This is a genomic window from Pantoea anthophila (assembly GCF_026104315.1).
GTDB classification, from domain to species: Bacteria; Pseudomonadota; Gammaproteobacteria; order Enterobacterales; family Enterobacteriaceae; genus Pantoea; species Pantoea anthophila.
Genome location: NZ_CP110473.1, coordinates 1979223 through 2004750 on the forward strand (window position 1 = coordinate 1979223; position 25528 = coordinate 2004750).

The 25528-nt window shown below is 57.5% G+C and carries 22 protein-coding genes; 11 read left to right on the forward strand and 11 right to left on the reverse strand.

The window, feature by feature from the left end:
• Nucleotides 1-23 precede the first annotated feature (23 nt).
• Together parS and OJ965_RS11730 are read left to right on the forward strand one after the other, a co-directional pair.
• Complete coding sequence (parS, locus tag OJ965_RS11725; protein WP_009090172.1) at nt 24-476, forward strand: type II RES/Xre toxin-antitoxin system antitoxin; 453 nt, start codon at nt 24-26, stop codon at nt 474-476.
• A complete protein-coding gene (locus OJ965_RS11730) occupies nt 476-946 on the forward strand; it encodes an RES family NAD+ phosphorylase (protein ID WP_046101846.1) in 471 nt (156 codons plus the stop codon). Before parS ends, OJ965_RS11730 begins: the two co-directional genes overlap by 1 nt.
• Before the next feature lie 17 nt (nt 947-963).
• Here the strand turns inward: OJ965_RS11730 and OJ965_RS11735 are convergent, their stop codons facing one another.
• From OJ965_RS11735 to OJ965_RS11745, 3 genes are all read right to left on the reverse strand, one after another.
• Nucleotides 964-2787, reverse strand: coding sequence for a glycoside hydrolase family 15 protein (locus OJ965_RS11735; RefSeq protein WP_265135801.1), 1824 nt, complete (start codon nt 2785-2787; stop codon nt 964-966).
• A 90-nt stretch (nt 2788-2877) separates the two neighbouring features.
• A complete protein-coding gene (locus OJ965_RS11740; RefSeq protein ID WP_265135803.1) occupies nt 2878-3771 on the reverse strand; it encodes an SDR family oxidoreductase in 894 nt (297 codons plus the stop codon).
• A 264-nt stretch (nt 3772-4035) separates the two neighbouring features.
• Entirely contained in the window at nt 4036-5070 is a 1035-nt protein-coding gene (locus OJ965_RS11745) for a LacI family DNA-binding transcriptional regulator (protein WP_009090178.1), read from the reverse strand.
• 214 nt (nt 5071-5284) lie between these two features.
• On the opposite strand from OJ965_RS11745, the gene OJ965_RS11750 reads away from it, so the two are divergent.
• The 4 genes from OJ965_RS11750 (at nt 5285) to OJ965_RS11765 (ending at nt 10503) form a co-directional block, all read left to right on the forward strand.
• On the forward strand, nt 5285-6313 hold the full coding sequence (locus tag OJ965_RS11750; RefSeq protein WP_140028557.1) for an ABC transporter substrate-binding protein: 1029 nt from the start codon (nt 5285-5287) through the stop codon (nt 6311-6313).
• Nucleotides 6314-6403: 90 nt separating this feature from the next.
• Nucleotides 6404-8626 (forward strand): ABC transporter permease, encoded by a 2223-nt coding sequence (locus OJ965_RS11755; RefSeq protein ID WP_265135811.1) that lies wholly within the window; start codon nt 6404-6406, stop codon nt 8624-8626.
• A complete protein-coding gene (locus OJ965_RS11760; protein ID WP_265135813.1) occupies nt 8623-9693 on the forward strand; it encodes an ABC transporter ATP-binding protein in 1071 nt (356 codons plus the stop codon). The genes OJ965_RS11755 and OJ965_RS11760 overlap by 4 nt, the downstream gene beginning before the upstream one ends.
• 15 nt (nt 9694-9708) lie before the next feature.
• Complete coding sequence (locus tag OJ965_RS11765; RefSeq protein WP_265135815.1) at nt 9709-10503, forward strand: inositol monophosphatase family protein; 795 nt, start codon at nt 9709-9711, stop codon at nt 10501-10503.
• Between the two features lie 34 nt (nt 10504-10537).
• Here OJ965_RS11765 and OJ965_RS11770 read toward each other — a convergent pair whose 3' ends face one another.
• Nucleotides 10538-10966 carry a GNAT family N-acetyltransferase gene (locus tag OJ965_RS11770; RefSeq protein WP_265135817.1) on the reverse strand — a complete coding sequence of 143 codons (429 nt, stop codon included), beginning with the start codon at nt 10964-10966 and terminating at the stop codon, nt 10538-10540.
• Between the two features lie 187 nt (nt 10967-11153).
• On the opposite strand from OJ965_RS11770, the gene hipB reads away from it, so the two are divergent.
• The 4 genes from hipB to OJ965_RS11790 all read left to right on the forward strand — a co-directional run bounded on the left by hipB (nt 11154) and on the right by OJ965_RS11790 (nt 15656).
• A complete protein-coding gene (gene hipB, locus OJ965_RS11775; protein ID WP_265135819.1) occupies nt 11154-11402 on the forward strand; it encodes a type II toxin-antitoxin system antitoxin HipB in 249 nt (82 codons plus the stop codon).
• On the forward strand, nt 11402-12715 hold the full coding sequence (locus OJ965_RS11780; protein ID WP_265135821.1) for a type II toxin-antitoxin system HipA family toxin: 1314 nt from the start codon (nt 11402-11404) through the stop codon (nt 12713-12715). Before hipB ends, OJ965_RS11780 begins: the two co-directional genes overlap by 1 nt.
• A 102-nt stretch (nt 12716-12817) precedes the next feature.
• Entirely contained in the window at nt 12818-13462 is a 645-nt protein-coding gene (locus OJ965_RS11785; RefSeq protein ID WP_265135823.1) for a LysE family translocator, read from the forward strand.
• Between the two features lie 148 nt (nt 13463-13610).
• Nucleotides 13611-15656: an FUSC family protein gene (locus tag OJ965_RS11790; RefSeq protein WP_265135825.1), complete on the forward strand. Its 2046-nt coding sequence runs from the start codon at nt 13611-13613 to the stop codon at nt 15654-15656.
• A gap of 222 nt (nt 15657-15878) precedes the next feature.
• On the opposite strand, the gene OJ965_RS11795 is transcribed toward OJ965_RS11790, so the two are convergent.
• From OJ965_RS11795 to OJ965_RS11825, 7 genes are all read right to left on the reverse strand, one after another.
• Nucleotides 15879-16214 carry a gamma-glutamylcyclotransferase family protein gene (locus OJ965_RS11795; RefSeq protein WP_140028550.1) on the reverse strand — a complete coding sequence of 112 codons (336 nt, stop codon included), beginning with the start codon at nt 16212-16214 and terminating at the stop codon, nt 15879-15881.
• Between the two features lie 72 nt (nt 16215-16286).
• Nucleotides 16287-17003: a fimbrial assembly chaperone gene (locus OJ965_RS11800; protein WP_265135828.1), complete on the reverse strand. Its 717-nt coding sequence runs from the start codon at nt 17001-17003 to the stop codon at nt 16287-16289.
• On the reverse strand, nt 16969-18294 hold the full coding sequence (stbD, locus tag OJ965_RS11805) for a fimbrial usher protein StbD (RefSeq protein ID WP_420874783.1): 1326 nt from the start codon (nt 18292-18294) through the stop codon (nt 16969-16971). Before stbD ends, OJ965_RS11800 begins: the two co-directional genes overlap by 35 nt.
• Before the next feature lies 1 nt (nt 18295).
• Complete coding sequence (locus OJ965_RS11810) at nt 18296-20860, reverse strand: fimbrial outer membrane usher protein (protein ID WP_420874784.1); 2565 nt, start codon at nt 20858-20860, stop codon at nt 18296-18298.
• Complete coding sequence (locus OJ965_RS11815; RefSeq protein ID WP_265135830.1) at nt 20832-21578, reverse strand: fimbria/pilus periplasmic chaperone; 747 nt, start codon at nt 21576-21578, stop codon at nt 20832-20834. The genes OJ965_RS11810 and OJ965_RS11815 overlap by 29 nt, the downstream gene beginning before the upstream one ends.
• Nucleotides 21579-21635: 57 nt before the next feature.
• Complete coding sequence (locus OJ965_RS11820) at nt 21636-22181, reverse strand: fimbrial protein (RefSeq protein WP_009090205.1); 546 nt, start codon at nt 22179-22181, stop codon at nt 21636-21638.
• Nucleotides 22182-22201: 20 nt separating this feature from the next.
• Nucleotides 22202-22816: a helix-turn-helix domain-containing protein gene (locus tag OJ965_RS11825; protein ID WP_230200881.1), complete on the reverse strand. Its 615-nt coding sequence runs from the start codon at nt 22814-22816 to the stop codon at nt 22202-22204.
• A 2281-nt stretch (nt 22817-25097) separates the two neighbouring features.
• Here OJ965_RS11825 and uraH point away from each other — a divergent pair.
• Complete coding sequence (uraH, locus tag OJ965_RS11830; RefSeq protein ID WP_111208419.1) at nt 25098-25520, forward strand: hydroxyisourate hydrolase; 423 nt, start codon at nt 25098-25100, stop codon at nt 25518-25520.
• The last annotated feature ends 8 nt before the right edge of the window (nt 25521-25528 follow it).

Below are 25528 nucleotides of genomic sequence, written 5' to 3' on the forward strand. Positions count from 1 at the left end.
ATCAAATGAACAGGAGGGCTGCTATGTCCATCGCCATCTACACACCCGCTCAGCCTCGCCGCCACGCGTCGCTGCTGCATGCCCTTAACCTGCCGGAAACCCTGCCGGATGCGCATCAGCGTATCGCGACAGGGTTCAGCAGCGGCGTGCTGAAACGCACCGCGTCGTTGTCCACCTTCGACGAGGGGTGGCTGTGCCGTCTGGCGGGCATCGATCGCACCACCTACAACCGCAAAGTGAAAGATCCGGCGCAGACCTTTTCGCCCGACCAGAGCGGACGCATCTACATGCTGATTCGCGTTCTCTCTGCCGCCAGCAACCTGTTCCGCGACGACAGGGCGCGTCTGGTGCAGTGGCTGGAAACGCCCGCCAAAGCGCTGGGCGGAAAAAAACCGGCGGAGATGACCACCACGGTGGCAGGGGCGGAAGCGGTGATAAACCTGATCGGCCAGCTCGAGCACGGTGTCATCACCTGATGGCGGTTCCCTTTTTTCGCCTGGTGAAGCGTGAATATGCGATGACCGCCTTTGATGGTTTTGGCGCCCGGACGTATGGCGGGCGCTGGAATTCGGTGGGATCGGTCTGTGTCTACCTGGGGTCGAGCCGGGCGCTCTGCGTGCTGGAGGCGCTGGTGCATCTCACCATTCAGGATCTGTCACGCGACTACAGCATGATCGCGATCAGCGTGCCGGAGTCCCTGATCACCGAACTGGCACTGACGGCGCTGCCGGATGAGTGGCAGGCCGATCCTGCGCCCGCGTCCACCCGGCAGATCGGGGATGAGTGGCTCGCCAGCCCGGAGAACGGCCTGATACTCAAAGTACCCAGCACGCTGACCGGTGAGTGGAATGCGCTGTTCAATCCCCGTCATCCGGCAGCGGCGGGCATCATTGCGAAAGCGGTAGTGGAGCCGTTTTTCTTCGACCCGCGCTTCCGGCTGCAATAGTCGCCCCTATACCTCTCTTACACCTCTCCTTTTGATTCCGATAGCGCCTGTGCCGCGCAGATCAGCGCCAGATGACTCAGTCCCTGCGGCATGTTGCCACGCCAGCTCTGACTGCGGACGTCATACATCTCATTAAAGATATCGACGTTACCCTGACCGTCCAGCGTCGCCAGAATCTCCTGCATCGCCTGTTCCGCCTGATCCGTGTCACCCATTTCCGCCCAGGCTTCCACCAGCCAGAAGGCGCAGGCGAGAAAGGTACTCTCCTCCTGCCTGACGCCGCTGTAGCGATAGAGCATGGCGCTGCCGTCGCCCAGCTTCTGCCGGATAGCGTGGTAGGTGGAGAGCATCCGCTGCGGATTAACCGCATTGCCATAGCTGTGCACCAGCGCCAGCGAGGCGTCCAGGCGTGCATCACTGCCGACGTAGAAGAGGTAAGCCTGCTGCGTTTCTGACCAGCAGTGCGACTCAATCCAGTCGCGGATGCGGTCACGTTCCCGCTGCCAGCGGCCCAGCCAGGTCGGTTCGATATGTTTACTTTCCGCCAGCGCCACCGCCCGATCCAGCGCTATCCAGCAGGCCATTTTGGAGTGGGTATAGTGCTGCAGCTCCGGCAGCTCCCAGATGCCGCAATCTTTCTGTCGCCAGTTGTCGGCGCAGCAGTTCGCCAGGTCGCCCAGCAGGCGTGAGGTGGTGATATCCAGCACGTGACCCGCTTCAATAAAGCGCTGCGCGGTCATGAGCATATCGCCATACATACTGAGCTGCAGCTGATCGCGGGCATTGTTGCCGATGCGCACCGGCTGAGAGTGCTGATAGCCGCTCAGGGGCGGATAACGCTCGGCGGGCACCTCATCGCCATTCAGGGTATAGCAGGCGCGCAGCCTGACGCCGTGACGGATGATGGTCTGCGACAGCCAGGAGAAGGCCGCCTTACAATCTTCCAGCGCGCCGAGATAGACAAAGGCTTTGATAATAAGGCAGGCGTCCCGCACCCAGGCGTAGCGGTAGTCATAGTTTTTCTCGCCGCCGATGCCCTCCGGCAGCGACGTGGTGGCCGCGGCGGCCAGCGCGCCGGTCGGGGAGTACCAGAGAAACTTCAGCGACAGGGCAGAGCGCCTGACCAGCGCCGGGTAGCTGCCGTCATAACTCAGGCTCTCCACCCAGCTGGTCCATCCGGTATGGCTGGTTTCAATCCGCTGGTCGATAGCCTCCAGCGGCGGCACGGCCAGCGGCTCCTTTTCGGTGATCAGCAGGGCGCAGAGCGAGCGGGAACCGGCGGTAGTGCGCAGCGTGGCGCAGACCTGTTCATCATCCAGTTCGGTGATGGTGATGTCGTCGCTGGTGCGGAACATCGCCATGGTTTCGGCGATGTGAAACACCTTGCCTTTCTCATTGTCGGCCACCCAGGGGGAACGGGTTTCAGCGGCGGTGCCGAAGCGCAGCGTGATCTGCAACTCCACCTCGCCCTCAACGCCTTCGATGCGGCGGGCCAGCTCACACCAGGGCAGACGGCCCGCCAGCGTGCTGTTGATCGATTCGGTAAGCAGGACGGCGCCGCTGTCGGTGTCAAAGCGGGTTTCCAGCACGTTGCTGTTGTCACGATAGCGTCGCGTAACCTGATAGCTGCCGCGCGGAACGACCTGAAAGTAGCCGCCCAGCCCGGCGTCCAGCAGGCGATCAAACAGCGGTTTCGCATCGAGATTGGGCGCACACCACCAGTCAATGGAGCCATCCGGCGCAATCAGCGCCACCGAACGGCCTTCACCAATGGCGGCATAGTCGCCCAGCCCCGCAAAACCTTCTTTTCTGACCGGCGAATGAAAAACCGGGTTTTCCATGTTCTTTTTCCTTATACCAGGCACAACGATTCAGAGGGGGAGAGAGGCAGGACAAAAAAATGGCCGCTTTACGCGGCCACCAGAAGGGGATTACAGGGTGCCGGTGCCGCCATCAGAGCACCAGACCTGACCGGAGGAGTAGCTGCTCTCGGTCGAGGCCAGGGTGACGTAGAGCGGGGCGATCTCAACCGGCTGGCCCGGACGGCCCATCGGTGAGTCGGCACCAAACTGCTTCACTTTCTCCATCGGCTGCCCGCCGCTGGATTGCAGTGCGGTCCAGTATGGACCCGGCGCTACCGCGTTGACGCGGATGCCGTCGCCGCCCAGCTGTTTCGCCAGGGATTTGGTAAAGGCCACAATCGCCGCTTTGGTCTGCGCATAGTCCAGCAGGATATCGCTGGGTTTAAACGCCTGCACTGACGAGGTGTTAATAATGGATGCGCCGCGTGGCAGATATTCCAGCGCCGCTTTGGTGAACCAGAACATTGCATAAACGTTGGTTTTAAACGTCGCGTCAAAATCTTCTGTACTCAGGGTACGAATGGACTCATTAAACTGCTGTCGACCGGCGTTATTAACCAGAATATCCAGACCACCTAATTTGTCGGCCGCCTCTTTGACCAGCTGCTGACAGAATTCTTCTGAACGAATGTCACCTGGAATAGCGAAAACTTTACGGCCTTCCGCTTCGATTAATTTAACCACTTCATCGGCATCCGGCTGTTCTTCCGGCAGGTAGTTAATCACCACATCGGCGCCTTCACGGGCATAAGCAATCGCAACGGCACGGCCAATTCCGGAGTCGCCGCCGGTGATCAGCGCTTTGCGGCCGGTCAGGCGACCGGTGCCACGGTAGCTGGTTTCACCGTGATCGGGAACCGGAACCATTTTGCTGGCAAGGCCTGGCGCCTGCTGGGGCTGATCCTCAAAAGGAGGCTTAGGAAAGTGATCCAGATCGAGCGTCTTGTTAGTGGGTGTGGCCATTGTATGCTCCTTGAACAGTGTTATCTGAGACTGTAAGCCTGGCACAAATGTGATGTTTGTCACATCTGACTGCTGATTCATTGAGCAGATAAAACCAGAGTAAATTAATAATGCAGATAAAGCGTAGACAGGAAATCGCGATTGCGGGGCGAAGCGGCCGAATATTTTTCCGGGCAGGAGAGCGCTATTTAAAGCGAAGCGTAAAACCGGTACTCAATTATTTCGCTGAGAAATAACGTACCGGCTGAAAATAAAGAATGGCGCTCATCCGCCGCGCACCGATCCCCGCCAGACCACATCGACCGGATATATTTTCCGTGCCTGCGGCTGTTCTGTTCGTGGCAGGAGAGTTTCCGGTTGCGCCTCCGCCGCCACCAGCCAGTCAATCGCATCGCGGGCGAACTGCTCTACCGGCTGCGCAAAGGTGGTGAGGTCGTAGGCGCTCCAGCCCGACTGCGCGATGTTGTCGTGTCCGATGATGCAGAGATCCTCCGGGATACGCAGCGCAAAACGGTGACGCGCCTCATCCATAAAGCCGCAGGCGAGCAGGTCGGTGGCGCAACAGACCGCATCCGGGCGGACGCTGCGCGTCAGCAGACGCTGCGCCAGAATCTGTCCGCTCTCATAGGAGGTGCTGCCGAACCGTTCCACCTGCACGGCAATGCCGGCCTGCTGCGCCGCAGTCAGAAAATCGGCTTCGCGTTTCAGCAGGCTCGGCGTTCCCGCCAGCGAATTCACAAAGGCGATGCGGCTGCAGCCCGCGCGCAGAAAGGCGTTAACCGCCATCTCCGCCGCCGGACGGGAGTCAAGGTTAAGGCTGAGCGTGCCGGGCAGGGCGTCGTCGCGGTTAATCAGCACCAGCTGCTGACCGTGCCGGTAGCAGAGCCGGGTAATGCCACTGTCAGGCATGCCGGAGAGAATGATCGAGGCGTCGGCGCGGAAATGGATCGCCTGCTGCAGCGCGGCGGAAACCCGCTCATCCGACCGGTCGGTGTTAATCAGCATCGCCACCTTGCCCGCTTCCTGCAGATACTGGGTCATCCAGCGCACCAGGCTGGCACGGTAGGGCGTATCCACCTCTGAGGCGATCAGGCAGACAATGCCGCTGCGGTTTCGTACCAGGCCGCGCGCCAGATGATTGACGTGATAGCCCAGCTCTTCCGCCGCTTTCATTACCCGCTGCCGGGTGGCGTCCGACACGCTGGCCCCCGGTGTAAAGGTGCGGGAGACCGCCGAGCGCGAGACGCCCGCCCGATCTGCCACATCCTGTGCACTCACCACTGCCCTGGGCTGCTGCATCTTCTCTCCTCATCCTGCCGTTGACCGCACTGAGTCTGCCTGAAAATGCAAGGGTGTGCAAAAGATAACAGGGCAGCGAATGTTTCAAATTTGTGACAGCGACTGACAATTGCTCAACAAGTGAATTGACAGCATGGCGGGGTCGCCGTACTACTTTGCACACATGTGCAAAAGCTGGCGCACGCCCTCATCATCCGGCCTCAAGGAGAATCCCATGCGTTATTCCTCTCTGCTCGCTGCTGTTATCGTCAGTTGCCCGGTGGTGCCGTTTGCGGCCACGGCGGCGGGCAGCCTTAATATGATCTGCTCCGCCGATGTGGTGGTGTGCGAACAGATGACCACGCTGTTCAGCCAGTCTCATCCCGATATCCGGCTCAGCATGGTGCGGCTCTCAGCCGGTGAAGCCTATGCCCGAATCCGCAGCGAGGCGCGCAATCCCCGCACCGATATCTGGTGGGCGGGCACCGGCGATCCGCACATGCAGGCCGCAGAAGAGGGGCTGAGCCAGCCCTACAAGTCCCCTTTACTTGACCAGCAGCAGCCCTGGTCACAAAAGGTGGCGGAGATTTCCGGTTACCGGACCGTTGGCGTCTATGCCGGTGCGCTGGGCTGGGGCTACAACACCCGCCTGCTGGCGGAGAAAAAGCTGAAGGTGCCTGCCTGCTGGGCGGATCTCCTTGATCCCGGTTTTAAGGGCGAGATTCAGATCGCCAACCCCAACTCCTCCGGCACGGCGTACAATACGCTGGCGACGCTGGTGCAGATCATGGGGGAAGATGACGCCTTTGCCTACCTGAAGAAGCTCAACGCCAACATCTCGCAATACACCAAGTCCGGCTCGGCACCGGTAAAAGCGGCTGCGCGCGGTGAAACCACTGTCGGGATTGTCTTTATGCACGATGCGGTCGCGATGGAAGTCGAAGGCTTCCCGATCAAACCTGTCGCCCCCTGTGAAGGCACCGGCTATGAGATTGGCTCCATGTCGATTATCAAAGGGGCGCGCAACCTGGCGAATGCCCGGGCCTGGTATGACTGGGCGCTGAGTGCGGATGCGCAGTCCCATATGAAAGAGGCGAAATCGTTCCAGCTGCCCTCCAACCGTCAGGCGGAAATCTCCGAGTATGCGCCGCGTTTCGAGAACATCCGCCTGATCGATTATGACTTCAAAACCTATGGCGACTCGGCGAAACGCAGGGCGCTGCTGGGGCGCTGGGACAGAGAAATTGGTGCCAGCGCGCACTGAAGCGTGGCACTGCCCGGCCATCAGACGCCGGGCACGAGCCGAACCGCGGTGGCATCAGCCAGTTGTCCGCTTCTCCAATCGAGGTGATGTATGAATGCGCACAATCGCCGTTTAACCGGCGCGCTGCTGGCGGGGGCCGTGGCCCTGACGCTGCTGCCCTGGTACAGCCTGGAGCAGGGATTCTTTGCGGGTGACTGGCTCTTTCGTTCTGCGGAGGAGAACAGTGCACCGGCCCTGTGGCAGCTCGCTCAGCAGCCCTGGCTTCTGGTCGCCGTGGCGCTGTGGGGAGGCGTTACCGCCTGCGCCTTTCTGCCTCCCGGCCAGACCCGCAGCACGCTGCTGCTGCTGTTCAGCGTCTCCGGCATCCTGTTTCTGCTGCTGGAGGGGCATGCCATTGGTTTCAGCGGCTGGAACTGGCTGTGGCTGGAGCACCTTACCGGGCCGCTGGCTCAGGGACAGCCCGCCATGGGCGCCGGGGCCTTACTGCTGCTGACCGTTTTTCTGCTGATCTTTGCCTTTGCGCTGGCAGAGCGCGGTGTCCTGAAAGGCGACGCCTTTGTGGTAGCGGCGATTGTGCTGCTGGTGGCGCTGGTCACCACCTTCGTGCTCTATCCGGTGCTCAGCCTGTTTGTCGCCGCGGTGCAGGACAGCGATGGCAGCTTCAAACCCGATGGGCTGATCGCCAGCCTGCAGGACCCGGCCATCTGGAGCCTCGGCTGTTTTACCGGCGGCAACTGCGGGACGGCCTGGCGAACGCTGGGACTGGCGCTGATGACGGCCAGCGGCTCGACGCTGCTGGGGCTGGCGTTTGCGCTGGCGGCGACGCGCACGGCACTGCCGTGTAAGAAAGCGCTGCGGATGCTCACCGTTCTGCCGATTATCACGCCGCCGTTTGTCATCGGTCTGGCGCTGATTTTGCTGTTTGGCCGCTCTGGCGTGGTCACCGAGTCGCTGGCGTCGCTGTTCGGCATTGCGCCGGGACGCTGGCTCTACGGGCTGACCGGGATCTGGATTGCGCAGGTGCTCTCGTTTACGCCGGTGGCCTTCCTGGTGCTGATCGGGGTAGTCGAGGGCGTCAGTCCCTCACTGGAGGAGGCGTCGCAGACGCTGCGAGCCAGCCGCTGGCGGACCTTCTCCCGCGTGTCGCTGCCGCTGATGGCTCCGGGGCTGGCCAATGCCTTTCTCATCAGCTTTATCGAAAGCATGGCGGACTTCGGCAATCCGATGGTGCTGGGCGGCAGTCACGGCGTGCTCTCTACAGAGATCTTCTTTTCAGTGGTCGGCGCGCAAAACGACCCGAGCCGCGCGGCGGTGCTGGCGATGATCCTGCTGGCCTTCACGCTGGCGGCCTTTCTGCTGCAGCGTCTCTGGCTTGCCGGGAAAAGTTTTACCACCGTCACCGGGAAAGGCGACGGCGGCCGTCATGCCATGCTGCCGCGTCCGGTCAGATTTGGCGTATACGGGATGGTGATCCCATGGGGGCTCTTTACTCTGGTGATCTACGGCATGATCCTCATTGGTGGCTTTGTCCACTCCTGGGGGCTCGACAACAGCCTGACGCTGGATCACTACATCCGCGCCTTCCGTGTCACCCTCACTCAGGGGGAGCTGGTTTGGCAGGGCGTGGCGTGGAACTCCTTCTGGACGACGCTGGAGATTGCCCTGATTGCGGCCCCCCTCACGGCGATTGTCGGGCTGCTGACCGCCTGGCTGATCGTGCGTCAGCGCTTTGCCGGACGGCAGACCTTTGAGTTCATGCTGATGCTGAGCTTTGCCATTCCCGGTACGGTTATCGGCGTGAGCTATGTCATGGCCTATAACCTGCCGCCGCTGGAGATAACCGGCACCGCGATGATCCTGATTGCCTGTTTTGTCTTTCGTAACATGCCCGTCGGGGTGCGTGGCGGCATTGCGGCGATGAGCCAGCTGGATAAAAGCCTGGATGAAGCGTCACTCACGCTGGGCGCAACCAGTTTCCGTACCCTGCGCAAGGTGGTGCTGCCGCTGCTGAAACCGGCCATCAGCGCGGCGCTTGTGTATGCCTTTGTGCGCGCCATTACTTCCATCAGCGCGGTGATCTTCCTGGTCAGCGCGCAGTACAACATGGCGACCTCGTACATTGTCGGGCTGGTGGAGAACGGTGAATATGGCGTCGCCATTGCCTACTCCTCGGTCCTGATCCTGGTGATGCTGCTGATTATTGGTCTCTTCCAGCTGCTGGTGGGCGAACGCCGCCTGCGCCGTGTCACCCGACCGGCGGCCCTCGCCGCCACTCCCTCTGCATCCACCCTGACTCAGGAGAGCACCGTATGACGACACATCAGGCCGGATCGGTGGTTTTTGACCATGTCACAAAACGTTTTGCCGGCTTCAGTGCGGTGCCGGATCTGTCGCTCACCGTGGAGCCCGGCACGCTGGTGACGCTGCTCGGGCCCTCCGGCTGCGGCAAAACCACCACGCTGCGGCTGCTGGCCGGGCTGGAACATCCTGACGCGGGCCGGATCCTGATAGGCGGTAAGGATGTTACCCATCTGCCCGCCAACGCGCGGGACGTGGCGATGGTGTTTCAATCCTACGCGCTGTTTCCGCACATGAACGCCCTCGACAACATTCTCTATGGGCTGAATGCCTCGGGCATGAACCGGCGCGAGGCGCAGGATCGGGCGCGTGAGGGGCTGAAGCTGGTGGGGCTGGAGAGTCAGGGGCAGCGGCTGCCCTCGGAGCTTTCCGGCGGGCAGCAGCAGCGCATTGCGGTGGCGCGCGCGCTGGTGCTGGAGCCGCAGGTGCTGCTGCTCGATGAACCGCTGTCGAACCTGGATGAGCGTCTGCGTCGTCAGGTGCGCACCGATATCCGCGATCTGCAGCAGCGGCTCGGCTTTACTGCGGTCTATGTCACCCATGACCAGGAGGAGGCGCTGGCGGTCTCCGATAAAATTATTGTCATGAAAGAGGGGGATATTGCTCAGGAGGGGACGCCGGAGACGCTTTACCATTCCCCCCGTTCGGTCTTTATCGCGGATTTTATGGGGGAGGCGAACATTCTGCCCTGCGAGGTAGAGCAGGCCGGCGCGGAAGAGACGCTGGTCCGTCTCGGCACGCAGCGCTTCCGGCTGCCCGGTGCGGGGGTGCGGACCGGCCCGGCTCAGCTGGCGGTGCGGCCCCGCTTCATGACCCTCTCCGGCGACGGACAGGGCGCACTGCAGGGGGAGATCACCCACAGCACCTGGCTGGGTGACCATATCGAATATGAAGTGGCCACTGAACTGGGCGCGCTGTTCATTATCGATCCGCTGATGGAGCAGCGTCTCCCGCTCGCCACCAGGGTTGGCGTTAACTTCAGGGCGCAGGGGCTGGCCCTGCTCGCGCACGAATCTGATTAAAACTGAGGAGCTGGCATGGCATCACATGATGAAATAATGGCGCGTCTGGCTGTCGCTGAGGCCGTTGCCCGTGAAGGCGGCGCGACCGCGCTTTCCTACTTTAACCGTCGCGAGACGCTGGTGGTGGAAACCAAATATGATCTGCAGGATGTGGTCTCGATTGCTGACCGCGACGTGGAGCAGCAGATCGCGGCCCATCTCCGCGCCGCCTTTCCCGATGATGGATTTCTGGGTGAGGAGAGCGGTCTGCAGCCGGGAGCATCGGACTACACCTGGGTGGTCGATCCTATCGATGGCACCAGCCCGTTTCTGAACGGAATGCCAAACTGGTGTGTTTCGGTGGCCGTGCTGCGCGGCGGCCTGCCGGTCATCGGGGTGATCTTTGCCCCCCTCTATGATGAATGCTACGTCGCGGCGCTGGGGCAGGGCGCGACGCTCAACGGCTGCCGTCTGGCCGTCGATCCGGCGCGCACGCTGCAAAACCACGTCACCGGATTCGGGGCGAACAGTCACGTGACCCCGCAGCAGGTTGGCGAGATCGTGGCCGCTTTGCTGACGGCAGGCGGTAACTTTATCCGACTGGGTTCCGGCGCGCTGATGCTGGCATGGGTGGCCGCCGGACGGGTAGTGGGTTACTACGAGCCCTATATGCACGCCTGGGATTGTCTGGCGGGCTACTGCCTGGTGAAAGAGGCGGGCGGCTGGTATCACCCGTTTAATACTGAAGGCGACCGCCTTACCCGCGGTGCGCAGGTGCTTGCCGTGGCACCCGGTGCCGAAGCAGACCTGCGCCGCATCGCCGGGCTGTGACCCTGTCACGCCAGCGCGATACGTATTTGTGTAATTATGCCGGCCGGAGTCTCTTCGTCAGATAGTGACGCTGCATGCCGGTCTGCGGAAAGTCGGGCAGGGACATCTGCTGCTGATATCCCTGCTTCTGATAGAACGGCAGCGCCTGAAAGCTGAACGTATCCACCAGCGCACAGAGACATCCGTCCGCCACCGCCGCCTGTTCCGCCGCGCTGAGCAGTTCACTGCCCAGACCGCTGCCCCGCAGCGTCTCGTCCACCCACAGAAAATCGATACAGAGCCAGTTTCCTTTGCGGGACGCGATTAATCCGCCCCGTAATGTCCCCTGTGTGTCGCGATGCATGACCGACAGCGGCCCCCAGTTCTCAGTCTGGATAAACTGCCGGTTGTACCCGCCGAGTCCCGCCAGTAGTGCTTCACGGTCCTGCTCGCTGATCTGATGGGTGATGCTGAATCTGCTCATTCTCTTCCTCTCTTCTCCGTGGATTATGCGTCCTGAATTATCCCTCATAAGGGATAAAACTCTCTTTATCCCCTTAAGGGTATAAAAAGCAAATTATCCGTTAAAGGGGATAAATGCACATTTATACCCTTTCGGGGATAATGCAGCTGCGCTATGCTTACCCTCTGTGATCCAGAAGGAGTCACCCATGATATATAGTCCGATTCAGCTGGCAAACCGGCTGAAACTTATCCGCCAGCGCAACGGCTGGACGCAGAGTGAGCTGGCAAAAAAAGTGGGCCTTAAGCAGGCGACGATCTCTCACTTTGAAAATGCACCTGACAGCACCTCACTGGCAACGCTGTTTAAGCTGCTGCAGTCGCTGGAGCTGAGCCTGGAGGTTCAGGAAAAAGCGGCACCGGCGCCAGCGCCATTCAATGACGAGGATGACTGGTAATGCAGAAGCTGATGGCCTGGATGAACGGCGAGCGGGTGGGGGTGCTGACCCGGCAGCGAAACGGCGCACATGAATTTGAGTATGATGCAGGCTGGCTGCGCAGTCCGCTGGCGCGTCCCCTTTCCCTCTCTATGCCGCTGCAGGTCAGGCCGATCACCTCCGCCGCCGTGATTAACTTTTTCGATAACCTGCTGCCTGACAGCCCGGCGATCCGTGACCGGATTGTGGCGCGCTATCAGATAAAATCCCGCCAGCCGTTTGATCTGCTGCAGGAGGTGGGACGAGACAGCGTCGGCGCGACCATGCTGCTGCCGCCGGAGATGCCGCTGCCGCCGCTGCAGGCACGCTATGAGGTGCTGGATGAGGCGCGGCTGGAGAAGGTGTTGTCGGCCTATCAGTCCGATATTCCGCTGGGGATGCTGCGTGAAGAGATCGATTTTCGCATCTCGGTGGCCGGCGCGCAGGAGAAAACGGCCCTGCTGCTGACCGATGAGGGCTGGAGCATTCCGGCCGGGGCGACGCCCACCTCCCACATCATCAAGCTGCCCATCGGGGAGATTAAGCAGCCTGCCGCCACCCTGGATATGCGCGAAAGCGTGGAGAATGAGTATCTCTGTCTGGCGCTGGCCCGGGCGCTGGGAATGGCGGTGCCGCAGGCGACCATTATCCGCGCCGGGGCGATGCGGGCGCTGGCGGTGGAGCGGTTTGACCGGCGCTGGTCCCGCGATAAGACCCGGCTGATCCGGCTGCCGCAGGAGGATATCTGCCAGGCGCTGGGGCTGCCATCCTCAACCAAATATGAGTCAGACGGCGGGCCGGGCATAGAGACGATCATGCAGCTGCTGATGGGCTCCAGCCAGGCGATAGCGGATCGCTACCGCTTTATGCAGTTTCAGGTTTTCCAGTGGCTGATCGGCGCAACCGATGGCCATGCAAAAAACTTCTCCCTGTTTATTAAGCGCGGCGGCAGTTACCGGCTGACGCCATTTTATGACGTCATCTCAGCCTACCCGGTACTGGGTGGCACCGGCCTCAACAAGCGGGCGCTGAAACTGGCGATGGGGCTGTGCGCCACCAAGGGTAAAAAGATGGCGATCGACAAAATCTATCCGCGCCATTTTATCGCCACGGCAAAGCGCGTCAGTTTTGATCCGGCCAGTATGGAGGAGATTTTTGACTTCTTTATCCATGCTTTTCCCCAGGCGGTGGTTTCGGTGCGGGATGCGCTGCCCGCCGATTTTCCGCAGCACATCGCCGACGCCATTTTCAGTCACTCCCTGATCATGCTGGAGCGGTTACGGCACAGAACGTGATGGAGAGCGCGCACACCGGTAAGAGGATGATGGCATTTGGAAAAGGGCGTCCGGGCTGATAAGTTAACGAAAGGTTAAATCTTATTGCTGTCAGGAGTTTTCATGCTGGATATTGTTCATTTTCCGTTGTTTCTGGCGTCGGTGGTGCTGCTCTGCATTACGCCGGGCCCCGATCTCGCTTATGTTGTCGGACAAAGTGTGGCACGGGGGCGACAGGCCGGGGTTCTCTCGGCGTCGGGCGTGGCGCTGGGAAGCTGTACGCATGCGGTTGCCAGTGCGCTGGGCTTAACGGCGCTGATTGCAGCCTCGCCGCTGCTGTTCACCGTCATTAAATATACGGGTGCAGCCTACCTGATCTATCTGGGGACGAAGATGATCGTGGCGACGTTCCGCGTCCGTCACGTCGTCAGGCCGGAGGGCGCGGAGGCGGTCGCACAGACCGAAACCCGTCAGCTGCTGCTGCGCGGCTTTATTACCTCGATAACCAATCCCAAAGTGCTGCTGTTCTTCATCGCCTTCTTTCCTCAGTTTGTGACGGTGGAGGGCGATCATCATGCCGTCTCCTTTCTGCTGCTGGGTCTGGCCTATGCGCTGACGGGCCTGATAACGGATGTGCTGTTTGCCCTATTGGCAGGCGGTGCCGCCGGCGCCGTTGCGAAGAATCAGACCCTGCAGAAGGTGCTCGATCGGGTGGTGGGTGCTACCTTTATCGGGCTGGGCATCCGTCTGGCGCTGACGCGTCGCTAGCCGCTTTTCATCCCGCCCGAAACAGACCTGTCTCCCCTGAAACCGGCCCCGTCAGGCCGGTAATAATTTGTATAATTTAACTGAGAGTAAAACGCAGGCGCATCTGTCAGGATACGCGCCTCAGAAAGCTCCTGGTTGCTCTCATTCGATGAAATGGTTTACCAAAAACGCGGTTTTGTTTGCCTGCAAAACTTCTCTTGCCGCGTTTATTGCACTCTCTGTGGCGCTGCTTCTTAATTTTGAAAAACCTGCCTGGGCGCTCACGACCGTTTTTGTGACTTCACAGCTCTATGCGGCCTCAACCGTGTCGAAATCCCTGTTTCGTCTGCTGGGTACGCTGCTGGGGGGCCTCTTTATTCTGCTGATCTACCCCGAAACGGTGCAGTCGCCGGTTCTGTTCAGCCTCTGCGTGTCACTGTGGGTAACGGTCTGCCTCTATCTCTCGCTGCATGACCGCACGCCCAAGAGCTACATCTTTATGCTGGGCGGGTATAGCGCCGCCATTATGGGCTTTCCCGACGTGGATACGCCGTCAGCCATTATCAATACGGTCATTTCACGTATTGAGGAGATCACGCTCGGCATTCTCTGCAGCACCCTGGTTCACCGGCTGGTGTTTCCGGTGTCGATGCATCATCTGCTCGGCCAGAGCGTGAATCTCTGGTTTCAGAATGCGCGCAGGCTATGCGATGAGCTGATCAGCGGAATGGCAAAGAACAAATCACTGGAGCGGGAAGATATCCTGATTCAGATGGCCGGTTATCCGCTGAACGTTGAAACGCTGCTGACCCACTGTGTCTATGAGGGGGAGGCGGCGCGTAACGTCATCCGTCTGGTCAGCGTGCAGTATCAGCATCTGACCTATCTGCTGCCGACGCTCACCGCGATTGAGTCACGGCTGGGCGTACTGGCGGAGCTGAACATTCGTTTTCCAGCGTGCGTGACCGATGTGTTTCAGCAGTTTCTGTTGTGGCTGCATCACGATCGCGTCAATGACATTAACGGGCTGCGTGAGGCGATCAATGCCGGGCAGGCGAACCTTGAGCAGTCGTGGCGGGCAGGGGAACTGGCGACCGAGGAGAGCCTGCTGCTGATCGGGCTGCTGGAGCGGCTGGCAAACTTTGTGCGCATTGCCGATGCCTATGAGAATGTCAGCGCCCGTGCCGGGGATCTCTACAGTCATGGCGACGGAGCGGCTATCCGTAATATCCGTGAGCATCGCCATATCGACAAAGGGCTGTTGAGGCTGTCGGCGCTGACGGCTTTTCTGGCGACCTTTCTCTCCAGTCTCTTCTGGATTGGCAGCGGCTGGCCCGACGGGGCGAACGCACCGCTGATGGCGGCGATTATCAGTTCGTTTTTTGCCGGTGTCGATTCGCCGGTGACGCCGATGAAGCTGTTTGTCAAAGGGGTGATGATTGCGCTGGTCGTGAGCCTGTTTTACATCGCTTTTCTCATCCCGCAGGCGAACACCTTACAGGCGCTGATGATCTGTCTGCTGCCCGGTCTGATGCTGCTGAGTCTGGTGATTGCGAATCCGGCCACCAACCTGATCGGGCTGAGCGTGGCGATTCAGATCCCCGGCTTTATCGGGCTGAGTCACCACTTCGTGCCCAATCTTATCGTTACCCTGAATGCGGCGATCTCTTCGATGGTGGGGATTATGTTTGCCGTTGTGCTGACGGCGCTGATCCGCAACAAACGACCTTCATGGATAGCGCGAAGAGCGGTACAGCGCGGCCTGCGCGATCTGTTAGGGTTTATCAAAATGGTGGAGCGTAACGCCGCCACGCTGCTGTCACGGCAGCAGTTTATTGCACGCATGCTCGACAGGGTGAATATCATTCTGCCGCGGAAACGGCTCGACCCGGTGCCGGATATCGTGGTGGGGGGCTATCTGATTACGGAAACCTGGCTGGGGGCGAACTGCTATGACTTTTATGCGCGCTATCGCGAGGTGCTGGAACGGCATGGGATTGATAGCGGGCAGATGTTTCACGAGCTTGCGCTCTATCTGAAGCGCAAGATGAAATCACTGCAGTTAACGCCGCATCAGGATTTGCTGGAGGAGCTTGATCTGCTGCTGCTGCGTCTGGAGCCCCTGGCCCGGCAGGAGAGTGAAGCCGTCGCGCCCCTGATCCACCTGTTTAACATCCGGGTCTCGCTGTTTCCGCATCAGCGCTGGCCGGAATGAAAGGGTAGAAACGCGGGCTGGTGGTCTGAAGAGGCTGGTGGCCCGGAACAGGTCTTAACGGCAATCTATTTTAGTTACATCATACATTAGATCTCTTCCTATAACTGAGATTCGACATCATGCCTGTTTGTAAGGTCTGACAGAAAAGGGAGGCGGGATCAGACAGAGCGGGCTGACAGAATCGCGCCCGGAAGCAGGGCGCGAATTGCAGATCAGGGGGTATCAGCACTGTTCACGGGGCTGAAGCTGATAGATCCAGGCGCTGAGCTGCTGATTATCGTGGGTAGAAACGCACACTTCGACGCGATCATAGCCTTCCTCAAACGCATCCAGCATCGGCCAGTGAGCCGCCAGCTTATCGGAGGTAAAGAGAAAACCCGGCACCTGCGGGCCGTGCTCATCCAGAATAATGCCAGGAAAATCAGCCGCTGCCCCCCAGCCGCGTTCATAGAAGGTGCCCGTGACCGAACCGGCGAGCCACTCTCCGCCGATATTCTCCAGGATATGCGCATTTTCACGTCCAGGGCAGAGCGTGCCGTAAACAAATAAACGTTTCATTTTCCCTCATCCAGCCTGCAAACCGAAACAGGCAACTTTAGCGTGCCGGGACGCCATTGTCCTGCAAAACATTCACTTAAAAGCCGTGGTGTAGTTAACCGGAATGCCCTGGTCGTTGATAACCGTATAGTTCAGCGCCGTTCCGTGAGAGAGCGCGGCCTGACTCTCTGCCTGCAGTTCCGCGTGCGGGGCGATCAACAGGTTTTTAATCGCTGCCTGACCTTGAGGTTTGACGTTCAGGCTCATAAACCAGGGCGTCGGGTTGGTTATCGTGATTTTATCTCCCGTGACGGCGAAACGAAGCTTTTCCGGGTCGGTCGCCTGAGGCGCGTGAAGTCCCGCAGGCCGGATAAAAATCTTCAGCCGGATTCGCAGCGGCAGCACGACTCTGCGTTCAGCCGCGTCAGGCGCTTTTTTCAGCGCCGGAATCTGGTAAATATTCAGCCAGAAGAGGCTCTCTTTACCGGCGGGCAGCGCATCGCGCGAGGTCAGCATCAGGCGCAGCGATCGCATCTCGCCCGGAACCATTTTTACCACTGGCGGCAAGACAAGCACGGGCGTGATGCTGGCATCCGGTGACAGCGTCACGTTGCCATCATCCGTCCAGAGTTGCAGAAACGTCTCGGTGTTGCCGCTGTTGACGACGTTAATCGACTGCGTCAGATCGGCCTGATTAAAGATAATCCGGGTCTTATCCACGTTGACCACTGCCCAGACGCTGGACGAGAGCAGAACGCCAGATAACACAATGAGGTTACTGAAAACTGACCACAACCTGTAATTGCGCATTCACTGCTCCTGCTGTAAGGGTTTGCCCGCTGATGGCTTCAAGGGAGGCGGTAAAATCACCGCTGTAGATATCACTGCCTCCGGAGGAGACCTGCGAGGTTAAATCTTTGTAGGCATACCAGCCGCGGCTGTTGCCGGTGCCAGTGCTGGCACGGTCCGGCAGTAAATTGATGGGGGTATTGTTGCTGTCATAAATTCTGATACCGACGCCGGAGGCGGCAGTACTGCTGCCATAATGGGTATCCAGCAGCCAGGTTAACCCGCCGCCCGAGGTGGTCAGCCCCAGATTTCTCGCCTGTATAACCGCATTAGACTGGTTAACCAGAAAGCCCATGGCGACATTGGCCGAAGTGGTCGTCGACGTGGCGGTGCCGGAGAGTGCGCCCGATTCGCACTGAATGGAGATCGTAAACGGAGCCTGGCTTTTTCCGCCTGCCGCGAGGGTGCTGACGCTCACGGTAGGCAGCAGTACCACCGAGGGATAATCCTGAACTTCACACAGTGCGCCGCGCACATAAGTGACGTTAGAGTAGGTGCTCCACGCTGCCGGCCAGTTACGGTACCAGCCGTACCAGTAAGAGAGGCTGTCCTGGCCCACCTGGAGGCTATTGGTGTCGAGTCCCGGACCTTTAAAAGCGATGTAACCCCGCGGCTGTGTCCAGGTGTCCACGTAGCGATTACTGTTGCTGGCGTAATAGCGGGTTGAGTCAATTTTAAACATCTCATACAGCACATTGCTGAAGGCGCTGGCCGGGATGTAGATATAGGTGCCATCGGAATACCAGTCGCTGGCCGTCAGCTGACGCGCTTTCCAGTAGCGGCTGTAATATTCGCCGGTTGAGAGGTTAGTCAGCCTGACCGCGACATTTGCGGCGACATCATAATAAGCGCCGTCCACTTCAGACGTAACGTATTGCCCGGCATAGGGACTGTCGCCGTTGGTGGCGTACATCTCATACAGGCTGTCAGCATCCGCCACGGCGCAGCGGTAGAGAATCTGATTAGCCGAGTAGGGAACGTTACTGGCCGAGGAGAGAAAGCTCCCCACCGAGCTGGCCAGCAGGGTGCCGGAGGGCTGAAAGGTCTTTCCGCTGTTAATGCTGATCACGGACGGCAGCCCGACATTCCCGGAACAGGTGTCGCAGGCACCCGTCCAGCTGGCGGCGGTGTAGCCCGCCGCGATGGCGCTCTGAGAGAGCGAAGAGGTGGAGGTGACCACGCTGCAGTTCGCCCAGGCGGGCACATTAAGCAGCAGTAACACGATGTACAGGAGTAATTTTTCGATTCTCACGCTATTCACCCTTGCGGCAGACGGCATCCAGGCGAACGATATTCTCATTCACGCGTCCGGTTATCTGATAATTAACGAGGCAGGTTTTATGGCCTTTATTTTGCCAGCTGACCCGTAAGGTGCCGGAGTCATGCGGAACGCGGGCATAGACCTGTCCGCCCTGACCGACAATGCCGATGACGGTATTATCCGCGTCACGGACTTCACTCCCCATCGGCGGAATGTCCTGATCGTCACTCTTCAGCGCGATCAACACCGCCTTGCCCTGCAGGGTGGCAAAATTAATCCGCGTCACGGAACCGGCATGGGGCACCACGCGCTGGCTGCCGCCCCTTAATTCCGCATCGCTATTCATGTAGCGGGTATCCAGGCTGACGGTATTCGCCTGATAAGGCGTGAGCGAAGGCAGGATGGCGTAACCCGCATGATCGATAACCGCGCCCTGACCGTTACGCACGCTGGCGCCCTGAGCACCTTCCGCATGAATCAGCGCAAAGGTGTCGCTGGTATAGGGGCCGGCTGTAATGCCGCCGGAATGGATCAGCAACGTTCCCGACAGACCCAGACCCGCCTGACGGTAGTTATCACCCTGTCCATAGTTCGCTCTGACGCCGCCCACGCGGGTATTCTGCTGCACGTTTCCGCCAAACGAGGCGCGCTGGCTGCCGCTATTCTGCGTCTGCCCGGTTCCGCCATACAGCGACCAGGAGAGCTGATTATTCTCGCCCGACGAACCGGTGAGTGAGAGCGTGGAATTGCGCGTCTCTTTAGACTGGTTGTAGTTATAGGCCACGGAAGCGTTGTGATTGCTCCAGTTCAGCGGGACGGAAACATTCAGGGCAACAGTATTCTCGGTGTACTTCTCCCGGTAGCTATTATCGCCATCGTCCAGGCTCAGCCCGAAGCGATCGCTATTCCAGGTGGTGCGCTGGCGGGCGACGTTGAGACTGTAACTGATGTTATGCCAGCTATTGTTGTAACCGAGCTGAAGCTGGGTAATGCGGGAGCGGTTATTGTAATAATCCGCTGTGCTGGCGCTCAGGCTGATCAAGCCATAGTCAGCCATTGTCTGACTCAGCGTGACAGAAAAGTTATTACGCTGATGCAGCGTGTCGGAGTAGTAGCTGAGGCCACCATCCTGCTGGCGACGCACGCCCAGCACATCCTGCAGGTCGCGATAACCGCTGGTCGAGTAGCGATAGGCAGCCAGGACCACGTTGGTGCCGGTGGTGAAGGTTTTGCTGTAGCTCAGTTCGGCGCGCCATCCCGTGGCAGTCTGGTTCTGTGCCACCTTTGCATCCGAGAAGGTGGTATTCAGTCCCACGGCGCCCGCCGCAGAGCTCCAGACACCACCAAGCAGCCAGGCCTGATAATCCTCAGCCAGGCGCGAACCGGCCGTCGCGGTCAGCTGGTTGCTGATACCGCGCTGCAGCAATCCTTCAAAGAAGGTGTTATTGACGGAGTAGAACTGTCGCACCCGTCCCAGGGCAACGGAGTAGTGCCAGTTACCCGGCCTGACCGAATCGGGCACCGAGGCATAGGGGACGGTAAACGAGGACGTTTTGCCACTCGCTTCAACAATCTCCACGTCGAGATCGCCCTGGCTGCGGGTATTGTACAAATCGTTAATGACAAAAGGCCCCGGAGCCACGCTGGTCTCATAAATAACGCGATTGAGCTGCCTGACGATAACCCGCGCGCTCGAAGAGGCCACGCCCCGGATCTCCGGCGCGTACCCCCGACGGCTTTGCGGACGCATCCTCTCATCCGTTGTCAGCTTAATCCCGTTATAGGAGAGGCTGCCAAACTGCGAACTTTCTGTGTAGCTGTCGCCAACGGTCAGCACACTGTTCAGCGGTTCGATGGGGCGCTGAAGCCAGGTTCTGACCGTGGTATAACGCGCGTCGCTGCCGGTGACGTTATTGTCGATAACCCGCAGATTGCCCTGATGGCGCAGCTGCCAGTTATCGATATTGGTGCCCGCCGTGACACCGCTCCAGAGATACTGATATCGGTAACCGGAGGCGCTATTTTCCGTCCAGCTGTAGTTGGTGTTATGCCGGATGAAAAGGGCGGTGATGCCTTTATCCCACTCGGAAACGGGGATCGTTCCGCGAGGCAGACGGATTAACTCCGCATCCGGAATCGTCAATTGCAGCCGCAGTGATGACTGATCAAATTGCCAGCTGGCCGCGGAGGACCAGTGACGCAAAGGCTGGCATTGCTCGCTGGCTGCGGTTTTATTCAGTGACTTAAGGCGCAATGATTCCGCCACCTTCAGGGGAAGGCAGGGTTCAATGGGCTGACCTTTTTCTGCTGATAAAAAGGTGAGGGTGACACCGCTTTTGATCAGCTTATTATTGAGATAAATGTCGACATAATAGCTGCCGGGAGCAATCGTCTGATGATTAAACTGTTCGATGTTCTGGCCAAAAGCCGAACCTTTAAACAGCGAAGGATCAAAATAATATTCCTCAGCGTGTCCATACGTTGAAAAAGTGAAGGAGGCACAGAGAGGTAAAAAAAGGGTGCAGATATTACCTGGCTGCAAGCGGATAATCTTCACTGACTTTCGCTCCCTGGTCATTCATTGCTGAAAGAGAGACCACGCTGTTCGCGGGTAACGCGTGCGTTGCCGCTTTGCACCTGACAATTTTTTTTGAGAAGGGCGCAATCATATCGGCGTCGCAGGCTATTTTTTTGTCTGCTGTTTTTAGCGTTACGTCGGTCAGCGAGAAAAACCAGGGCTGGGTGTTATTGATTTCGAGGCCCTCTTTTTTCGCCGTTATTTTTATTCCGCTGAAAATATCCCCCGGTTGACCAATCGCCGTAGGCCGGTAGAAGAGTTTCATGCGGTTGCGTAACATTAAAACGATACTGTTACGGCCTGACTCGCCCTGAATATTGGCGGGCGGAATTTGCAGGGAGTTGAACCAGTAGACCGTTTCGCGATCCTGCGGTAAGAAGGCCTCTGGCGTGAAGCGGATTCTCAGCACCTGACCGGTCAGAGGCTGAATCCGGAATAACGGAGGGGTGATAATAAAAGGCACGTCACTCTTATCGCCCGGTTGCGAATCCATATTGCCATTATCAAACCAGGCCTGAATAACATACGGAATATTATCGTTGTTCTTTAACTGAACATCGACGGAGAGAGCATTGCCGGGATAAATAATACGGCTACCCAGAATCGTGACGCTCGCCTGGACTTTATCCGAAATAAACGTCATCAACAGAATGAAAATGACGAACAGTGAGGGGTAGAGCACAATGCGTGAATACATGTCAGAGATCTCAAGCGTGGCGTGCGTACCCGGGATACCGGATACGCACGAAAACGATTACTGATAAGTCACGGCGTATTGCAGTGATGCGGTCACGGTACCGGCCGTTGGTGTGCCTGATGCATAGTAGCGGGCAGAGTAGGTGGCTGAGCCTGAGGTTTCCCCTGCCTGAAGCGTCATATCGCCGCTGCCGGTGTAACCGCTGGTCAGATCGACGACGGTATCTTTCGGGTCGAGGATCTGAACCTCAACGTTTTTCGCGGTGCCGGTGTTCGACAGGTTGCCGGCAGCGCTGACGTTATTGCCCACGAAGACCGTGGAGATTTTCGTGGTCTTGGTGCTGTCACCGGTACAGCCGCTTACGCCCACGGTGAAGGGGGTTTCGCCCGCAGTCGCACCTGAGGCCGCAAGGTCCGACGTACTGACCGTTGGCAGCAGAACGACAGGTGAAGCGTTGTTACCGTTCACCGACACCGAACAGGTTTCGGTGGTCACTTCGCCCTGGAAGTTAATGGTGTTATCAGAAGCCGCAGAGACGCTGGCTGAAACCAGCGCGGCACTGATTAACACCGCAAGATTAAGCGTTCTGAAATGGGTGTTCATGTCATACTCCTTTATCATCGTTATACGGAAAGCAATTGGTTGAGGCTGATGCCCATTTTCCGGCGAATAGCCTCTTTGATGTTATAAACACGCTTGATTTCAACTCCCATTTCTCTGGCAATAATCGGCAGTGAGAGTCCATTCACTGCCAGGTCAAGGAACTGAACTTCATCCTGTTTAAACGCATTCACTTTTTTTCTGACGTCGCCCTTCAGGCCGAAATAGCAGCCATTGATCTGACGGCTTATCTCTTCACGCGACTGATCGGCATAAATAACGGTCTGGATACGCAGGTCTTCTTTTTGCCAGAACGCGGCAAGGGATTGCATATAGCGATCGCTGACGATAATCAGCATCAATCCGGTGTTTTTTAAATATTCAATCCAGTTACTGTTGGTAAAATACCTGATATTCTCTCTTGAGAAGTCAACAAATATGCATCCCCGGCAAAAGATGCTTTCATATTTACCCGCCACCATGCTAAGCAGGGATGAAGAGAAAAAATGATTTCCTCCGGGCCAGGTGGTAATTTTTTGCAGCGGACATCGGTTATAAATGTCTGATGCGCGATGGGCGAGATCACAGCCATATTTACAACTGGCGCAGCGAATTTCCTCTCTGGTTATCTTTATCATAATATTCTGATGCTGTTGCGAGAGTTGTATTTATTTTATCGATAAAAATCTCCGCGTTTCAAGGCGATGAAAATTACCCGCTATTTCCTGCATTCGGATTTTTCTTAACGCACCTCCTCTGTGGCCTGGCGTAATATTGATTGAAAATTCGGGACAAAAACGTCTGCCGCCCACTCAGTCGTACTGAGAGACCTGGATTTTTTTACGTCTGTTAGGAATATTTCGCAAATAACGCTGTTTTGATCAATAAAAATTCCGCACGCAAAGCTAAATATGCGCGAATTTTGATCAGTGTCATTTTTTGTATATTTTTGACGCCGGATTGTGGTTGAGGAATACCTGTTTTTGTCGCTCTTAATGCAAGCCCTCTTATTAATACCCGTTGGTTATTTTTCTAATCCTGTTGAGTCAGAACCTCAAAAATACTATTCATCGCTCAGGAAATCCTTTTATTAAGAAAAGTCCTGGTAACAAAGATGTTAATTGACGCATCTGCTAGAAATATTGATCTAAATCAGTAATTTAGCGCGTGTTATCTGTTCTGTTTTCAGCATTGTCATTAATTCTCTATTTAATTTTACGCAGGAAATGATTATTCAGCTTTTGTATAAAATAATCGCCGCGCATTGACGTTTGGCTGCTCTGGCCGGTTTTAATAAACCAGTAAGGCTGATTACTGAACAGACAGAGCAGGGATGTTATGTTTTTTTGTCTCCCGTAAACGTCTTATCAAAACCGGCTGTCCCTGACCGAATCTCTGCAGGTCATCAACAGGCGCGGCCGATGCGGCAGGCTTTATCATGACGATGCGCGGATGTGTGCAGGACCAGGCGTTGTTGGTGCAGCTGAGCGAGAGAAAAAGCAGGCGTTCAGGAGACGCATTTACAGCATTTTTGTGGCCGTCAGCCCTGATAAGAGCGCTAATTTTCACGTAGCGACGTCTCTTGCGGAGTGCGGAAAGCCGCCGGATGGCGTTAAGCGAGCAAAGTGCAGAGATGTACAGACCGGACGCACAATCCAGAGCAAGGTGAAGAGCGATTGAAAAGCTGAGCGCGCAGCATGTCGTGAGCGCTCAATTCATTCACTTAGCCATAAAGATGAAGCCGGATGTGATATCTTCGGCATCGGACATTGAAGAGAGCGAGTGAATCAGGCTGCGAAGAGAATGCCGGACGGATGCGCAGCAAACCACATGGCATTCAGAAAAGCGGATGCGTGGTGGTGAGATGATGAGGCTGAGTTGCACAGAGATTTACGGCCAGGCAAAAAACAGCCAGGATCGGTGCCGGAAGGTAAACAGTGAGGCCCAACCCTGATAATGATAAATATGCGCATAATGTATATTATGTTAAATAAGATATCTGATAACGGCTGTGGCTGCTTTATCTCGTTCCCTGCCGTGCTGCTGCTAACTTCGTTCCTGCCCGTCTGATGAGGCAATTATGATTCCCGGTCAACCCGATACCGGCTGTTCCCTTAGCGACGATAACTTTCCGCGTATTCATCTTCCGGCACGTCTGCTGATTAACATCAGGCGATTCTTCGCTTCCACTGTTTTGTGCTGCCTCCACTGAAGCCTTATCAATCTCTTCGCACTCTCCGAAAAATGTCCGCTTCACCCGATGATTCCTCTTTCGCAGCCATCACCACTATTCCCGGCGTCCCTGAAAGCCAGCGCTTCTGGCGTGTGTGCGTGACTTTGCTGCTTTGCGGATAATGATGCCGGTAAAATCCTGGGTAAATGCATCCTGACTACCTCTGCTGACAACGGATTCTGTTTCACGGCCAGTTCAGTAACGGGCGAAGATGACGCCCTGACAGGCAAAGCATTCAGCGTGCGTCGCGCAGGCATACCGGCCCGATGACGCAAACCGCGTGGTTTACGGGCCGTTCGGTGAGCATGGCCCTGAATCCTCTCATCCCTCTGAATCAGCTGGATTTTATCAGCCATCAGAGGCTACAATCCGGGAACTGCAACGGAATAAAACTCTGACACCTGACGGATTTATGTGACGCTGTCACGCTTTCTGTCTCTGTTTTCCCACCCTGCGATTCTGCTGCCCTCTCCTTTTACATACTTTCTGGCCGCCGTTTCATCCTGATTAGCGATGTCAGCACAGAGCTCAACTCAGGTAACGAAAGAGAGTATGTATGATGTAACTAAAAGGCATGCGCTTCTGGGAAATTTCACATTTAGCGCCGTTAAATGTCCCTTTCGCCTCAGCCCGATTACGCTTCAGCAAAACAACACGCACTCCAACAGTCAATAAAGGAAACATTGATGAAAAAGACAACGGCTCTGATTGCCACCTTACTGATGACCTCTGGCGCATCTGCTGTCGCCGCTCAGCCTGCCGCTGCGAAAAATCCACTGAGCGTACACGTGCTCAACCTGCAGACCGGTCAGCCCACCGCGGGCATTGAAGTCGAGCTGGATCAGAAGCAGCAGGATAACTGGGTGAAACTGGCTTCTGGCGTGACGGATAACAATGGCCGCATCAGCGCCCTGTTCCCGCAGGACAAAACGGCCAGCGCCGGCAGCTATCGCGTGGTATTCAAAACCGGTGATTTTTATAAGAAGAGCAGCCAGAAAACCTTCTTCCCGGAGATCCCGGTGGAGTTCAACATGGAAGCCAGCGGTGAGCACTACCATATCCCCCTGCTGCTGAGCCCGTTTGGGTACTCAACCTATCGCGGCAACTGATTGATTCT